This is a genomic window from Pseudomonas sp. MDT1-17, assembly GCF_054898105.1.
In genome coordinates, this window is record NZ_JBUBVM010000001.1 from 5,862,606 (window position 1) to 5,878,160 (window position 15,555).

At 58.4% G+C, this 15,555-nt stretch carries 11 protein-coding genes; 8 read left to right on the forward strand and 3 right to left on the reverse strand.

Annotated elements, in window-relative coordinates:
- Nucleotides 1–82 precede the first annotated feature (82 nt).
- The 3 genes from ACYZTX_RS27100 to ACYZTX_RS27110 all read left to right on the forward strand — a co-directional run bounded on the left by ACYZTX_RS27100 (nucleotide 83) and on the right by ACYZTX_RS27110 (nucleotide 4,200).
- Nucleotides 83–1,354 (forward strand): YeaH/YhbH family protein, encoded by a 1,272-nt coding sequence (locus tag ACYZTX_RS27100; protein ID WP_449645256.1) that lies wholly within the window; start codon nucleotides 83–85, stop codon nucleotides 1,352–1,354.
- Nucleotides 1,351–2,913, forward strand: coding sequence for a SpoVR family protein (locus ACYZTX_RS27105; RefSeq protein WP_462036588.1), 1,563 nt, complete (start codon nucleotides 1,351–1,353; stop codon nucleotides 2,911–2,913). The genes ACYZTX_RS27100 and ACYZTX_RS27105 overlap by 4 nt, the downstream gene beginning before the upstream one ends.
- A gap of 63 nt (nucleotides 2,914–2,976) precedes the next feature.
- The gene (locus ACYZTX_RS27110; RefSeq protein ID WP_462036589.1) at nucleotides 2,977–4,200 is read left to right on the forward strand and encodes a multifunctional CCA addition/repair protein; all 1,224 of its coding nucleotides are present in this window, start codon (nucleotides 2,977–2,979) and stop codon (nucleotides 4,198–4,200) included.
- 115 nt (nucleotides 4,201–4,315) lie between these two features.
- Here ACYZTX_RS27110 and folK read toward each other — a convergent pair whose 3' ends face one another.
- Together folK and folB are read right to left on the reverse strand one after the other, a co-directional pair.
- Nucleotides 4,316–4,834 (reverse strand): 2-amino-4-hydroxy-6-hydroxymethyldihydropteridine diphosphokinase, encoded by a 519-nt coding sequence (gene folK / locus ACYZTX_RS27115; RefSeq protein ID WP_462036590.1) that lies wholly within the window; start codon nucleotides 4,832–4,834, stop codon nucleotides 4,316–4,318.
- A complete protein-coding gene (folB, locus tag ACYZTX_RS27120) occupies nucleotides 4,825–5,181 on the reverse strand; it encodes a dihydroneopterin aldolase (RefSeq protein WP_030129997.1) in 357 nt (118 codons plus the stop codon). The genes folK and folB overlap by 10 nt, the downstream gene beginning before the upstream one ends.
- Before the next feature lie 74 nt (nucleotides 5,182–5,255).
- Between folB and plsY the strand changes: the two genes are divergently transcribed.
- Nucleotides 5,256–5,825, forward strand: a complete 570-nt coding sequence (gene plsY / locus ACYZTX_RS27125) for a glycerol-3-phosphate 1-O-acyltransferase PlsY (RefSeq protein ID WP_462036591.1) — start codon at nucleotides 5,256–5,258, stop codon at nucleotides 5,823–5,825.
- Nucleotides 5,826–5,860: 35 nt separating this feature from the next.
- Here the strand turns inward: plsY and tsaD are convergent, their stop codons facing one another.
- Complete coding sequence (tsaD, locus tag ACYZTX_RS27130) at nucleotides 5,861–6,886, reverse strand: tRNA (adenosine(37)-N6)-threonylcarbamoyltransferase complex transferase subunit TsaD (RefSeq protein WP_462036592.1); 1,026 nt, start codon at nucleotides 6,884–6,886, stop codon at nucleotides 5,861–5,863.
- Nucleotides 6,887–7,085: 199 nt separating this feature from the next.
- On the opposite strand from tsaD, the gene rpsU reads away from it, so the two are divergent.
- The 4 genes from rpsU to ACYZTX_RS27150 all read left to right on the forward strand — a co-directional run bounded on the left by rpsU (nucleotide 7,086) and on the right by ACYZTX_RS27150 (nucleotide 15,549).
- A complete protein-coding gene (rpsU, locus tag ACYZTX_RS27135; RefSeq protein ID WP_002551877.1) occupies nucleotides 7,086–7,301 on the forward strand; it encodes a 30S ribosomal protein S21 in 216 nt (71 codons plus the stop codon).
- A gap of 481 nt (nucleotides 7,302–7,782) precedes the next feature.
- Nucleotides 7,783–9,762: a DNA primase gene (gene dnaG / locus ACYZTX_RS27140; protein WP_462036593.1), complete on the forward strand. Its 1,980-nt coding sequence runs from the start codon at nucleotides 7,783–7,785 to the stop codon at nucleotides 9,760–9,762.
- Between the two features lie 67 nt (nucleotides 9,763–9,829).
- The gene (gene rpoD, locus ACYZTX_RS27145; protein WP_462036594.1) at nucleotides 9,830–11,680 is read left to right on the forward strand and encodes an RNA polymerase sigma factor RpoD; all 1,851 of its coding nucleotides are present in this window, start codon (nucleotides 9,830–9,832) and stop codon (nucleotides 11,678–11,680) included.
- A gap of 122 nt (nucleotides 11,681–11,802) precedes the next feature.
- The gene (locus ACYZTX_RS27150) at nucleotides 11,803–15,549 is read left to right on the forward strand and encodes a bifunctional diguanylate cyclase/phosphodiesterase (RefSeq protein ID WP_462036595.1); all 3,747 of its coding nucleotides are present in this window, start codon (nucleotides 11,803–11,805) and stop codon (nucleotides 15,547–15,549) included.
- Nucleotides 15,550–15,555: the final 6 nt, after the last annotated feature.

A 15,555-nucleotide genomic window follows, 5' to 3' on the forward strand; every position in this document is an offset into this window, starting at 1 on the left:
TTGGGGGAGCGTGAACATCCCTTGGCACGGTCGATGCTGCATAACCGCTCGCCCCTTTCAGGACAGCTTCTAAGGAGCAGTCATGAGCTATGTGATCGACCGACGTCTCAATGGCAAGAACAAGAGCACGGTGAACCGTCAGCGGTTTCTGCGGCGTTACCGTGATCACATCAAAAAGGCTGTCGAAGAGGCGGTCAGCCGGCGCTCCATTACCGATATGGAACACGGCGAACAGATCAGCATCCCCGGCCGCGACATTGACGAGCCGGTGCTTCACCACGGTCGGGGTGGCAAGCAAACCGTCGTGCATCCGGGCAACAAGGAATTCACCAGCGGCGAGCACATTGCCCGCCCGCCTGGAGGTAGCGGTGGCAGAGGCCCCGGCAAGGCAGGTAACTCGGGCGAAGGGATGGACGAATTCGTCTTCCAGATCACCCAGGAGGAATTCCTCGAATTCATGTTCGAGGACCTTGAGCTGCCGAATCTGGTCAAGCGCAACCTGACCGGCACCGACACCTTCAAAACTGTTCGTGCCGGGATCAGTAACGAGGGCAATCCGTCACGGATCAACATCATCCGCACCTTGCGCTCGGCCCATGCACGGCGAATCGCCCTGTCTGGCAGCAGCCGGGCAAAATTACGTGAAGCCAAAGACGAACTGCTGCGACTCAAGCGGGATGAGCCTGACAACTTCGGCGATATTCAGGAAATCGAAGCAGAAATCGAAAAACTCAGTGCGCGCATTCATCGCGTACCGTTCCTCGATACCTTCGACCTCAAGTACAACCTGCTCATCAAGCAACCCAACCCCAGTTCCAAGGCAGTCATGTTCTGCCTGATGGACGTGTCCGGTTCCATGACTCAGGCGACCAAGGATATCGCCAAGCGCTTCTTTATCCTGTTGTACCTGTTTCTCAAGCGTAACTACGACAAGATCGACGTCGTATTCATCCGCCACCACACCAGTGCCCGGGAAGTGGATGAAGAGGAGTTTTTCTACTCGCGCGAAACCGGCGGCACCATCGTTTCCAGCGCCTTGAAACTGATGCAGGAGATCATGGCCGAACGCTATCCGACAAACGAGTGGAACATCTATGCCGCCCAGGCCTCCGACGGCGATAACTGGAACGACGACTCGCCGATCTGCCGCGACATTCTGATCAACCAGATCATGCCGTTCGTGCAGTACTACACTTACGTTGAGATCACCCCGCGCGAGCACCAGGCCCTGTGGTTCGAGTACGAACGCATCGCCGAAGCCTTCTCTGACAATTTCGCCCAGCAACAACTGGTCTCGGCCGGGGATATCTATCCGGTCTTCCGTGAACTCTTCCAGCGCAGGTTAGTGACATGACCGCCAAAGAGCAGAAGCGCCAACCCATTTCCACCGGCTCCGAATGGACGTTCGAGCTGATTCAGGCGTACGACAAAGAAATCAGTCGCCTGGCGGCTCGTTATGCCCTGGATACCTACCCCAACCAGATCGAAGTGATCACTGCCGAGCAGATGATGGACGCTTATGCCTCCGTCGGTATGCCGCTGGGCTATCACCATTGGTCCTACGGCAAACACTTCCTCAGTACCGAGAAATCCTACAGCCGTGGGCAGATGGGGCTGGCCTACGAGATCGTGATCAACTCGGACCCGTGCATTGCCTATCTGATGGAAGAAAACACCATCTGCATGCAGGCCTTGGTCGTTGCCCATGCCTGCTACGGGCATAACAGCTTTTTCAAAGGCAACTACCTGTTCCGCACCTGGACTGACGCCAGTTCGATCATCGATTACCTGGTCTTCGCCAAGCAGTACATCATGCAGTGCGAAGAGCGCCACGGCATCGACGCGGTCGAGGACCTGCTGGATTCCTGCCACGCCCTGATGAACTACGGGGTCGATCGCTACAAACGCCCGTATCCGATTTCCGCCGAAGAAGAACGCCGTCGGCAAAAGGATCGGGAAGAGCATTTGCAGAAACAAATCAACGATCTGTGGCGGACCATTCCAAAAGGTGCGGACAAGTACAGCGACAAGGACAACGCGCGCTTCCCCGCCGAACCTCAGGAAAATATCCTTTACTTCATCGAAAAACACGCACCGTTGCTGGAGCCATGGCAGCGGGAAATTGTGCGGATCGTGCGTAAGATCGCCCAGTATTTTTATCCACAGCGTCAGACGCAGGTGATGAACGAAGGGTGGGCCACGTTCTGGCACTACACCCTGATGAACGATTTGTACGACGAAGGCCTGGTAACCGACGGCTTCATGATGGAGTTTCTGACGTCCCACACCAGCGTGGTCTATCAACCCGGCTTCGACAGCCCCTACTACAACGGCATCAACCCCTACACCCTGGGTTTTGCCATGTACCGGGACATCCGGCGCATGTGTGAACACCCAACGGAAGAGGACTACCGCTGGTTCCCGGAAATTGCCGGCACCGACTGGCTGTCCAGCATCAAGTTCGCCATGAGCAGCTTCAAGGATGAAAGCTTCATCTTGCAGTACTTGTCACCCCAGGTGATCCGCGACCTGAAATTGTTCAGCATTCTCGATGACGATCAAAAGGACGATCTGTTGGTGCCGGCCATTCACGATGAACCGGGCTACCGGATCATCCGTGAAACCCTGGCGGCCCAGTACAACCTGGGCAATCGCGAACCCAACGTGCAGATCTACAGCATCGACCGGCGCGGCGACCGCTCTCTAACCTTGCGTCACCAGCAACATGACCGCAAACCGCTGGGCGAGTCCACCGAGGAAGTACTCAAACACCTGCACCGTCTCTGGGGCTTCGACATTCATCTGGAAACCCTGCAAGGGGATCAGGTAATGAAAACCCAGCATGTTCCGCCCAGAGGTGAACACAGCGAGGGGGATTACGGCCGGCTGGACCTGGCTGTCATCCATCTTTGATCCTGTTTCTGCCTCCGGAAGTTCGACGCAAAGGTTATTCTGTCGAGCTAACGGAGGTATTTCATGCAGATTTATAAAGTCGGCGGTGCGGTACGCGATCGCCTGCTGGGCAAGCCTGTCACCGACATCGACTGGGTCGTGGTGGGCGCCACCACTGAAGAAATGCTCGCCAAGGGCTTTCGCCCGGTGGGGGCGGACTTCCCGGTTTTTCTTCATCCCAAAAGCGGTGAGGAATACGCCCTCGCCCGGACCGAACGCAAAAGCGGACGCGGCTACGGCGGCTTTACCTTTCACGCCAGCCCCGAAGTCACCCTTGAAGAAGACCTGATCCGTCGTGACCTGACAATCAATGCCATGGCAGAAGACGATCAGCAGAACCTGACCGATCCTTACCATGGCCAACGGGACCTCAAGGATCGCCTCCTGCGCCACATTTCCCCCGCATTCGCCGAAGATCCTCTCAGGGTTCTGCGCGTTGCCCGCTTCGCCGCTCGTTATGCGGGGCTGGGTTTCACCGTCGCACCTGAGACACTGGAACTTATGCGTCAACTCAGCGAGTCAGGTGAACTGGAAGTCTTGACCGCGGAACGAAGCTGGAAAGAAATCTCTCGCGCCCTGATGGAAGACCAACCCCAGGTGTTCGTTCAGGTGCTTCGCGAGTGTGGTGCGCTCAAGGTGCTGATGCCGGAACTCGACGTGCTCTTCGGCGTACCGCAACCGCAAGTCCATCACCCGGAAATCGACACGGGCGTGCACACCCTGAGCGTGCTGGAGCAAGCAGCACTGCACAAACAACCACTCACCGTGCGCTGGGCCTGCCTGCTGCATGACCTGGGCAAGGGACTGACGCCCGAGGAGGAATGGCCCCGGCACATTGCCCACGAGCACAAGGGCCTGAAACTGATCAAGGCGGTCAATGAACGCTTCAAGGCGCCGAGGGACTGTCAGGAGCTGGCTCTGCTGGTTGGCGAATATCACACCCACGGCCATCGCGCCCTGGAGCTGAAGCCGTCGACCTTGCTGGAGTTGCTGCAAAGTTTTGACGTTTACCGTCGACCGCAGCGGTTCGAGGATTTTATCGCAGCGTGCGAGATGGATGCGCGTGGACGCAAAGGGTTGGAACAGAGAAGTTATCCACAGGCGGATTATTTGCGTGGGGCGGCGAATGCCGCTCGGACCGTGGCGGTTCAGCCGTTGCTGGAGAAAGGATTCAAAGGGCCGGAGCTGGGTGAAGCGATCAAGCGTGAACGGCTCAAGGCGTTGAAGACTTACAAAGAAAAAGCCTAAGCAAGAGCAAAAGATCGTCCGAACGCGGCCCGAACCTTCGGCAGCTCCTACTGGGCGCACATCATCCATGTAGGAGCTGCCGAAGGTTCGGGCCGCGTTCGGACGATCTTTTGCTTTACAGCAAATCTGAGGGCGTCAGTTGCTCACCACGCCATTCGAACGCCACCGGCGCCAACACCTGATCAATCTGCGCCTCGCGCCACAACGTCGCGAAGCTCTTGCCTACCCCCGGATGCACGCGATCCGGTGCAATCAGCGATAACGGCCATAGCACGAAGGCATTTTTCAGAATTTCGGCCCGTGGCAGGATCAAGCCATCAAAGTTACCCACCAGATCGCCGAACAACAGCACGTCGATATCCAGTGGCAAACCCTTGCGGTCCGGTGCATAACGACCGTTGTCCGCCTCAATGAATTTCAGCCGGCGATCCAACTCCATCAGCGGTAAATCGGTAAAAGCCGACACCACAAAATTGAAGAACGGCCCGCTCTTGATCCCCACCGGCTGGCTTTCGAATACCGCCGAGCAGCGTATGTCCACCAGGAAACCTGCCAAGGCTTCCAGGCCCGCCTGCAAATGGGATTCACGCTCGATATTGCTACCGAGCCCGAGATACACCTGAGTCAGCGACATCCGCGCTCGATCTCCACGCCCACACCACCCGTGGCAGCCGGAATGGCACCTGGCTTGGTCAGCTTGAGGCGCATCCAGGTGATCTTGAATTCGCTCATCAGCACTTCAGCCAGACGTTCGGCGAAGGTCTCGACCAGCTGGAACTGCGCCTGCTCGGCAAAAGCCTGGATGCGCGAGGAAACGCTCGCGTAATCGAGCGCCAGCGTCAGGTCATCACCGGCGGCGGCTGGGCGATTGTCCCAGGCGAAACTCAGATCAAGACGCAAGCACTGTCGGATGCCTCGCTCCCAGTCGTAAGCACCAATCACGGTGTCGACTTCCAGGCCCTCGATAAACACTCTGTCCAAGCACTTTTCTCCGCTGCACGACAAGGGCGCAATGCGCCGTTAGAATCAGGGCGTCCTCGCCCGGAATAGTTAGCATGTTTTGGTTACTGGCGACCCTCGCCTACCTGCTTGGCTCTCTGTCCTTCGCCATTTTGCTCAGCCGCCTGACCGGCAACCCCGATCCGCGAATGAGTGGCTCGGGCAATGCTGGCGCCACCAACATGTTGCGCCTGGCCGGCAAGAAACTCGCCATCCTGACCTTGCTCGGTGACCTCTGCAAAGGCCTGCTGCCGGTGCTGATCGCAGGGCTTGCGGGCCTTTCGCTGCAAGAACAAGCCTGGATCGGCGTTTGCGCCGTCATCGGTCACCTGTTCCCGCTGTACTTTCGCTTTCGCGGTGGCAAGGGTGTCGCCACCGCTGCCGGAATGTTGCTGGGCCTTTACCCACCTGCGGCACTGCTGGCGGTCTGCGCCTGGCTACTGACGTTCTACCTGACCCGCACCAGCTCACTGGCCGCATTGATCGCCACACCGCTGACCCTGCCGCTGTTAGCCTGGCAAGAACCGGCGGCACTGCTGCCCATGAGCGCACTCACGGGACTGATCGTCTGGCGCCATCGCGGCAATCTACGCGACCTGTTTGCCGGGCGCGAACGGCATTTTTAAATACCGGGCATGAACGCGGCTCATCCCGCACGTCATCACAGCGCCGACAATTGCTCCATCGGCCAACGCGCCTGCACGCTGATCGCCAGGCTTTCGTGCTGACCGGCCTGCAAGCGCTGGCAGCCGGCAAACGCGATCATCGCGCCGTTGTCAGTGCAGAACTCTGGACGGGCATAAAACACATCGCCCTTCATATCGCCGAGCATTTTTTCCAGCGAAGTGCGCAGTGCCTTGTTGGCACTGACGCCGCCAGCGATCACCAGACGCTTCATGCCCGCCTGTTTCAGGGCACGCTTGCACTTGATGGTCAAAGTCTCCACCACGGCCTGCTGGAACGCCAGCGAGATGTCGCAACGGGCTTGCTCGCTGTCGTCCCCGGCGCTGACGCTCTGCTGCCAGGTGTTCAGGGCAAAGGTTTTCAAGCCACTGAAGCTGAAAGCCAGCCCTGGACGGTCACACATCGGACGCGGAAAGGTGAAACGTCCTGCGACGCCTTGCTCTGCCAGTTTCGCGATTTCCGGGCCACCCGGATAATTGAGGCCCATCATCTTCGCGGTCTTGTCAAAAGCTTCCCCGGCGGCATCGTCGAGGGTCTCGCCCAAGAGCGTGTATTGACCGATCCCGTCGACCTGAACCAGCTGCGTGTGACCGCCCGACACCAACAAAGCGACGAACGGGAATTCCGGTGGTTGCGACTCCAGCATGGGCGCCAGCAGGTGGCCTTCCATGTGGTGCACACCCAGCGCCGGAATGCCCCAGGCGAAGGCCAGCGCCTGAGCGCAGGAGGCGCCCACCAGCAAGGCACCGACCAGGCCAGGACCCGCGGTATAAGCGATGGCGTCGATCTCGGTCGGCACACAGTCAGCTTCGGCCAACACCTGACGAATCAAGGGCAGCATGCGTTTGACGTGATCCCGCGAGGCCAGCTCCGGCACTACCCCGCCATAGGCGCGGTGCAGGTCGATCTGGCTGAACAGCGCGTCGGCCAGCAGGCCTCGTTCACTGTCATACAATGCGACACCGGTTTCGTCGCAGGAGGTTTCTAATCCCAGTACTAGCATGGGTTTGCGCCTTGTTTAGGCTGAATTCGAAGGCGCGCATAATAGTCGCCATGGGATGCCCCGACTAGCGGTTTTCGATCAGAGGCTTTGCATTCCGAGCGATGAGGGGTTAACATCCGCAACCCTTAAAAACCGACGTCTTCAAGTGCTCTTTTGCCACGAGGATGTTGACCCCGGTAATGAATGAAGGTAGCTCTGGATGCCAGCCGTCAAAGTAAAAGAGAACGAACCCTTCGACGTAGCTCTGCGTCGTTTCAAGCGCTCCTGCGAAAAAGCCGGTGTACTGGCTGAAGTTCGTAGCCGCGAATTCTACGAGAAGCCTACTTCTGAGCGTAAACGTAAAGCAGCAGCCGCTGTTAAGCGTCACGCCAAGAAAGTACAGCGCGAACAGCGCCGCGCCGTTCGTCTGTACTAATACACAGACGTTCGTAGCAAGCTTCTGCCAAGCCCGGCCCTCAGCCGGGCTAATGGCATTTGCAGAAACGCTTGATGCTTCACCGTCAAAGCCGCACACGCGACCGAGACAAATCTGCTTCACAGCGTCAGACCTGGCTCTTTTGCCAGCGGTGCACGTCTTTTCTGACGAGCCTTCCAAGGCTACTGACGAGCACACCCACTGATTCCTCTCACGACGATCAGCCCAAGGCACCTTCTTGCGTGCCAGCTTATGAGCTATCCGAGGCCATCGACAGGCCGCAGCCGGATTCAGCGCAACACTTTCAAATAGTCGAATACTGATTGGTACTAACGTCAGTGGATTTTCGGCAGATACACTTCCCGACAGCGATTACGCAGACGACACCGGTCGAGCCGCACATTTTGCGCGCCTCAAACAACGCCCCGCGTTCGGCCGTTCATCGTTTTGGGTCCATTTCAGCGCAGATGACGAGAACGCCATGGCCGGGCTAATTCCCCAGAGCTTCATTGACGACCTTCTGAACCGCACCGACATCGTCGATGTGGTCAGCTCGCGCCTGCAGATGAAAAAGGCTGGCAAGAATTACACCGCCTGCTGCCCGTTTCACAAAGAGAAAACCCCCTCCTTCAGCGTCAGCCCCGACAAGCAGTTCTATTATTGCTTTGGCTGCGGCGCTGGCGGCAACGCCCTCGGCTTCATGATGGACCACGACAACCTGGATTTCGTCCAGGCTGTCGAAGAACTGGCCAAAGCCGCCGGCATGGAAATCCCCCGCGAAGAAAGCGGACGGCCGCACAAACCGCGGCAGCCGACCGATTCGCCGCTCTACCCGCTACTCACCGCCGCCGCCGACTTTTACCGCCAGGCCCTGAAAAGCCATCCGTCGCGCAAAGCGGCTGTGGATTACTTGAAAGGTCGCGGGCTGACCGGTGAAATCGCTCGAGACTTCGGCCTCGGCTTTGCCCCGCCCGGCTGGGACAACCTGTTCAAGCACTTGAGCAGCGATACCCTGCAACAGAAAGCCATGATCGATGCTGGCCTGCTGATCGAGAACGCCGAAACCGGCAAACGCTATGATCGCTTCCGCGATCGCGTGATGTTCCCGATCCGTGACAGCCGCGGACGCATCATCGCTTTCGGCGGCCGGGTTTTGGGCGACGACAAGCCGAAATACCTGAACTCACCGGAAACCCCGGTATTCCATAAGGGCCAGGAACTCTACGGCCTTTATGAAGCACGCAAGAACAACCGCAACCTCGACGAAATCATCGTCGTCGAAGGCTACATGGATGTTATCGCCCTCGCGCAGCAAGGCCTGCGCAATGCCGTCGCGACCTTGGGCACCGCCACCAGCGAAGAGCACTTGAAGCGACTATTTCGCGTCGTGCCCAACGTACTGTTCTGTTTCGACGGAGATCAGGCCGGTCGAAATGCCGCCTGGCGGGCATTGGAAGCGGCGCTGCCGAGCCTGCAGGATGGGCGGCGCGCACGTTTTCTGTTCCTGCCCGAAGGCGAAGACCCGGACACGCTGGTCCGCTCCGAAGGCACTGACGCCTTCCGCGCACGGATCAACCAGCACGCCCAACCGTTGGCGGATTATTTTTTTCAACAGCTGACCGAGGAATCGGACCCACGCTCGCTCGAAGGCAAGGCCCACATGGCCACCCTCGCCGCGCCGCTGATCGACAAAGTCCCGGGCGCCAACCTGCGCATCCTGATGCGTCAGCGCCTGACCGAAATTACCGGTCTGAGCGGTGAAGCCGTGAGCCAGCTTGTGCACAGCGCCCCCCAGGAAACGCCACCGGCTTACGATCCCGGCATCGATTACGACGCCATGCCGGATTACAGCGACTACCATCAGCCGCAGGCACAAGAGATGTACGTGCCGCAGCAGGAGTGGACGCCGAAGAAACCCGGCGCAGGTGGCAAGAAGTGGGACAAGAAGCCGTGGGACAAGAACGGCAAACGCGGCGGTGATCGCGACCAACACAGCGCCCCACGCAAACCGATTGGAGTCGAAGCTCCAACGCTGATAGCGCTGCGCACCCTCATTCATCATCCGGAGCTGGCGGGCAAGGTAGAAACCGCCGATCACTTCGCGAATGAGACCAACACGTACGCGCAACTGCTGGTAGCCCTCATCGGGGCCGTGCAGAAAAATCCTAAGCTAAACTCTATCCAGCTAATGGCGCGATGGCATGGCACTGAACAGGGGCGCCTGCTCAAGGCTTTAGCGGAAAAGGAGTGGCTGATTGACGGCGACAACCTTGAACAACAGTTTTTAGACACCATTACTAGGTTATCGGCAAGTCAACACACGGATAGCCTGGAAGTACTTATCAGAAAAGCAAGGCAGCCAGGATTGACCGCGGAGGAAGCAATTCAGATCGCAAATCAGATGCGCGACCTATTAAAACGAAATATGGCTGTATCAGACCCGACCTCAACTGGCGCGTGAGGTCATAGCTCAGGTATAATCCTCGGCTTGTTTTTTGCCCGCCAAGACCTTCAGTGGATAGGGTGTTATGTCCGGAAAAGCGCAACAGCAGTCTCGTATCAAAGAGTTGATCACACTTGGTCGTGAGCAGGGCTACCTGACTTACGCGGAGGTCAACGACCACCTGCCGGAGGATATTTCAGATCCGGAACAGGTGGAAGACATCATCCGCATGATCAATGACATGGGGATCAACGTATTCGAGGTTGCGCCAGATAAGGATTCCCTTATGCTGGCCGACGCCGATACCGACGAAGCCGCGGCCGAAGAGGCAGCAGCAGCGTTGGCAGCGGTCGAGACCGACATTGGTCGCACCACCGACCCAGTGCGCATGTACATGCGTGAAATGGGTACGGTAGAGCTCCTCACACGTGAAGGCGAAATTGAAATCGCCAAGCGTATTGAAGAGGGCATCCGTGAAGTGATGGGCGCAATCGCGCACTTCCCTGGCACGGTTGACCACATTCTGTCCGAATACACTCGCGTCACCACCGAAGGTGGCCGCCTGTCCGACGTCCTGAGCGGTTATATCGACCCGGACGACGGCATTGCGCCGCCTGCAGCCGAAGTGCCTCCGCCTGTCGATCCGAAAGCCGTGAAAGCGGATGACGACACCGACGACGAAGAAGCTGAAGCCAGCACCGACGACGAAGAAGAAGCCGAAAGCGGTCCGGATCCGGTCATCGCTGCACAGCGCTTTGGTGCTGTCTCCGATCAGATGGAAGTCACCCGCAAGGCTCTGAAAAAGCACGGTCGTGGCAACAAGCTGGCAATTGCCGAGCTGGTGCTCCTGGCTGAGCTGTTCATGCCGATCAAACTGGTTCCGAAGCAATTCGAAGGCCTGGTCGAGCGTGTCCGCAGTGCCCTGGATCGTCTGCGTCAGCAAGAGCGCGCGATCATGCAACTTTGCGTTCGTGATGCCCGCATGCCGCGTGCCGACTTCCTGCGCCAGTTCCCGGGCAATGAAGTCGACGAAAGCTGGACCGACGCACTGGCCAAAGGCAAAAGCAAATACGCTGAAGCCATTGGTCGCCTGCAACCGGACATCATTCGTTGCCAGCAGAAGCTGACCGCGCTGCAAACCGAAACCGGTTTGACGATCGCCGAGATCAAGGACATCAACCGTCGCATGTCGATCGGTGAGGCCAAGGCCCGCCGCGCGAAGAAAGAGATGGTAGAAGCGAACTTGCGTCTGGTGATCTCCATCGCCAAGAAGTACACCAACCGTGGTCTGCAATTCCTCGATCTGATCCAGGAAGGCAACATCGGTTTGATGAAAGCGGTAGACAAGTTCGAATACCGCCGCGGCTACAAATTCTCGACTTATGCCACCTGGTGGATCCGTCAGGCGATCACTCGCTCGATCGCCGACCAGGCCCGCACCATCCGTATTCCGGTGCACATGATCGAGACGATCAACAAGCTCAACCGTATTTCCCGCCAGATGTTGCAGGAAATGGGTCGCGAACCGACCCCGGAAGAGCTGGGCGAACGCATGGAAATGCCTGAGGACAAAATCCGCAAGGTATTGAAGATCGCTAAAGAGCCGATCTCCATGGAAACCCCGATCGGTGATGACGAAGACTCCCACCTGGGTGACTTCATCGAAGACTCGACCATGCAGTCGCCAATCGATGTCGCTACCGTTGAGAGCCTTAAAGAAGCGACTCGCGAAGTTCTGTCCGGCCTCACTGCCCGTGAAGCCAAGGTTCTGCGCATGCGCTTCGGTATCGACATGAATACCGACCACACCCTCGAGGAGGTTGGTAAGCAGTTCGACGTGACCCGTGAACGGATCCGTCAGATCGAAGCCAAGGCGCTGCGCAAGCTGCGCCACCCGACAAGAAGCGAGCATTTGCGCTCCTTCCTCGACGAGTAACAACTAAACCCCCGGCCCAGGCCGGGGGTTTTGCTTTATGCAGATAAAATCTTCCGCACTTCGCTCCCGCCGAATTGCCCGTCTACACTCGAAACATTCCCTCGAGCCATAACGAGACCGTTATGCCCAGACTGCCGACCGTGCTTTTTTTGCTGTCGCTATTGACCTGGACCGCAACGGCTGGCGCGCTGACTCTTACCGACGAAGAACGTAGCTGGCTGGCGGCACACCCGGATTTACGCCTGGGTGTCGATGCGTCATGGCCTCCCTTCGAGTTTCGCGACGATCAAGGCCGCTATCAGGGCCTTGCAGCAGACTATATCGACCTGATTCGCCAACGCCTGGCGATCAAGCTGACGCCCATCGAGCCCGTTAGCTGGACAGTCGTCCTGGAACAGGCCAAAAAAGCCAAGCTGGACTTGTTGCCGGGCATTATGTCGACCCCGGAGCGCCAGACTTACCTGTCATTCACCCGCCCCTACCTGGACTTTCCGATTGTCATCCTTGCCCATGTCGGAGGCCCCCAACCACGCAAGCTCGAAGACCTGTATGGCCTTAAAGTCGCCGTGGTGGAAAACTACGCCCCCCACGAGCTGTTGCGCACCCACAATCCCGACCTGAATCTGGTGGCGATGCCCAATGTCAGCTCAGCGCTGCAAGCGCTGGCAACCGATGAAGTGGACGCTGTGGTAGGCGATCTCGCCTCCAGCGTCTGGAGCCTGCGTCAGCTCAAGCTCGACGGGCTCTACGTCAGCGGCGAAACCCCCTATCGCTATCAACTGGCCATGGGCGTGCCCCGGGACAACAAAATGCTGGTCGGCATTCTGGATAAAGTCCTGGCGGACATGACCCCGGACGAAATCAATGCCATTCAGGAACACTGGGTCGGCAACGTCCTCGATCATCGAACCTTCTGGACCGATCTGCTGGTTTACGGTCTACCGGGATTGATGGTGCTGATCATCGTGCTGGCGGTGGTTATCCGGATCAACCGCCGACTGAGCTCAGAAATTGCCCGCCGGGTCGATCTGGAACAAGAACTGCGCAGCAGCGAATACCACTACCGCGGGCTGGTGGAGAGCCTTTCGGCCATCGCCTGGGAAGCGCGAATCAGCGATTTCACTTACAGCTATGTGTCGCCCCATGCCGAGGATCTACTCGGCTACCCCCTGTCTCATTGGCTGATTCCGGGGTTCTGGCGCAACATTATCCACCCGGCCGACCTGACCCGCGCCCAGACCTTCTGCGATCACGAAGTACTGGCCGGGCGCGATCACAGCCTCGATTACCGGGTCATCACCGCCGATGGCCGCTGCATTTGGGTACGCGATATCGTCAGCCTGATTGAGCATGGCCATGAACCGGTGATGCGCGGGCTGATGATCGACATCAGCGAAGCCAAGCGCACCGAGGAGGCGTTGCGCCTGTCGGAACAGAAGTTCGCCTCGGTCTTCCAGCAATGCCCGGACATTCTGGTCATCGCGCGGCTCTCCGATGGCTGCCTGCTGGAAGTCAACGAAGCGTTCGAAGAACAGATCGGCCTCAAGGCCGAAGACGTCATCGGCCAGACGGCCACAGACCTGAACATTTGGGGCATACCCGGCGTCGGGCCGGGTTTGTTGCAGCGCTTGCAGGCCGGCAGCATCCGTAACCTGGAGATGCCCTTTCGCCGCAACAATGGCCAAGTGTTTACCGGCCTGATCTCCGCAGAACCGTTCGACCTCGATACAACCCTAGCGCTGGTGGTGGTGGTGCGGGACATCAGCCAGCTCAAGGAAACCCAGCAACAGCTGCAGACCTCCGAAGAGAAATTCGCCAAGGCCTTCCATGCCTCCCCCGACGGCTTGCTGTTGTCCCGGCAGAGCGACGGTTTATTGCTTGAGGTCAACGAGGGTTTCAGTCGCATTACCGGTTTCAACAGCGCGATGTCCGTGGATCGCTCCGCCCTCGAGCTAGGGATCTGGGTCAATCTCAACGAACGCAAACAGATGCTCGATATGCTGCAGCGGGACGGTTTCGTCCGCGACTTCAGTTGCCATATACGCCGTAGTGACGGGCAGATCCGCCTCTGCGAGGTATCCAGCCGTCCGCTGCCGATCGGCGATGAAGACTGCATGCTGACCATCGCTCGGGACATCACCGAGCGGCACCTGATGCAGGAGAAGCTGCAACAGGCCGCCACGGTATTCGAGAGCACTGCCGAGGGTGTATTGATCACCGACACTCAACAGCACATCAGCGCGGTCAATCGTGCGTTTACCGAAATCACCGGTTACAGCGAGAGCGAAGCATTGGGTCACACCCCTCGCCTGCTTGCCTCGGGCCTGCATGACAGCGCGTTCTATGCCGCCATGTGGCATCAGCTGACCGCCGAAGGTCATTGGCAGGGCGAAATTTCCAACCGACGCAAGAATGGCGAGCTCTACCCGAGCTGGCTGACCATCAGTGCGGTGCGCAACCGTGACAAATTCGTCACCCACTTTGTCGCGGTGTTCGCGGACATTTCCAGCCTCAAACACGCCCAGGCCAAGCTCGATTATCAGGCACACCACGACCCGCTGACCGGCCTGCCGAATCGCACGCTGTTCGAGAGCCGATTGCTGACCGCGCTCAACAATCAGCAGGAAAACGGCGGCCAGGGCGCGGTGCTGTTCCTGGATCTGGACCGTTTCAAACACATCAACGACAGCCTGGGTCACCCGGTCGGCGACCTGCTGCTCAAGGGCATTGCCGTGCGCCTCAAGGAACAGTTGCGCGACATCGACACCGTGGCGCGACTGGGCGGCGACGAATTCATCATCCTGCTGCCGGGGCTGCAGCAATCCAGTGACGCCGACAACATCGCGGCCAAGTTGCTCAATTGCTTCGGCGCACCGTTCCAGGCCGGCGAACATGAGTTTTTTATCAGCGCCAGTATCGGCACCAGCCTGTACCCCAAGGATGGCTGCGACGTCGCAACGCTGGTCAAGAACGCCGATGCGGCGATGTATCGCTCCAAAGCCAAGGGTCGCAACCGGGTCGAAAGCTACACCCGCGACCTCACCGCTCAAGCCAGCGAGCGAGTGGCACTGGAACATGAACTGCGACGCGCTATCGAGCGCAATGAGCTGCATCTTCATTATCAACCGAAGATCAGCCTGGTCGACCATTGCCTGGTCGGCGCAGAAGCGCTCATTCGCTGGCGCCACCCGACCTTCGGCGATGTGCCGCCGGAACACTTCATTCCGCTGGCCGAAGAAAACGGCATGATCCTGCAAATCGGCGATTGGGTTCTTGAAACCGCCTGCCGGCAGATGTTCGAGTGGAATCAGGCTTACCAACCCGTCGGCCCGCTGTCGGTCAACCTAGCGGGCGCTCAGTTGCGTCAGCCGAACCTGCTCGGCCGGATCGAACAATTGCTCAAGGACAACCGCCTCAAACCCGGTTTCCTGCAATTGGAAATTACCGAAAACTTCATCATGAGCCAGGCTGAAGAGGCGCTCGCAGTGCTGCATCAACTCAAACACCTGGGCGTGCAACTGGCGATCGACGACTTCGGCACCGGTTACTCGTCCTTGAGTTACCTCAAACGTCTGCCATTGGACATTTTGAAGATCGACCAGTCTTTCGTCCGCGGCCTGCCAGATGATCCCCACGACGCAGCCATCGTTCGCGCCATCATCGCCCTGGGCCGCAGCATGCAATTCACCATCATTGCCGAGGGCGTCGAAACCCTCGCGCAACAGCAATTCCTCGCGGCCGAAGGCTGTGAACAGATTCAGGGCTACATCGTCAGCCTGCCCCTGCCACCGGACGAATTTGCCGCGACGTTTCTTCGTATAGCCATTTCAGACTTTTCGGATAGCACAGCGGAGAAACCGTCGCTATAATCCGCG

What these genes read in the sequence shown, in the direction of transcription:
- ACYZTX_RS27100 (WP_449645256.1), top strand. Translation starts at nt 83, where the DNA reads ATGAGCTATGTGATCGACCGACGTCTCAATGGCAAGAACAAGAGCACG.
- ACYZTX_RS27105 (WP_462036588.1), top strand. Translation starts at nt 1,351, where the DNA reads ATGACCGCCAAAGAGCAGAAGCGCCAACCCATTTCCACCGGCTCCGAA.
- ACYZTX_RS27110 (WP_462036589.1), top strand. Translation starts at nt 2,977, where the DNA reads ATGCAGATTTATAAAGTCGGCGGTGCGGTACGCGATCGCCTGCTGGGC.
- folK (WP_462036590.1), bottom strand. Translation starts at nt 4,834, where the DNA reads ATGTCGCTGACTCAGGTGTATCTCGGGCTCGGTAGCAATATCGAGCGT.
- plsY (WP_462036591.1), top strand. Translation starts at nt 5,256, where the DNA reads ATGTTTTGGTTACTGGCGACCCTCGCCTACCTGCTTGGCTCTCTGTCC.
- tsaD (WP_462036592.1), bottom strand. Translation starts at nt 6,886, where the DNA reads ATGCTAGTACTGGGATTAGAAACCTCCTGCGACGAAACCGGTGTCGCA.
- rpsU (WP_002551877.1), top strand. Translation starts at nt 7,086, where the DNA reads ATGCCAGCCGTCAAAGTAAAAGAGAACGAACCCTTCGACGTAGCTCTG.
- dnaG (WP_462036593.1), top strand. Translation starts at nt 7,783, where the DNA reads ATGGCCGGGCTAATTCCCCAGAGCTTCATTGACGACCTTCTGAACCGC.
- rpoD (WP_462036594.1), top strand. Translation starts at nt 9,830, where the DNA reads ATGTCCGGAAAAGCGCAACAGCAGTCTCGTATCAAAGAGTTGATCACA.
- ACYZTX_RS27150 (WP_462036595.1), top strand. Translation starts at nt 11,803, where the DNA reads ATGCCCAGACTGCCGACCGTGCTTTTTTTGCTGTCGCTATTGACCTGG.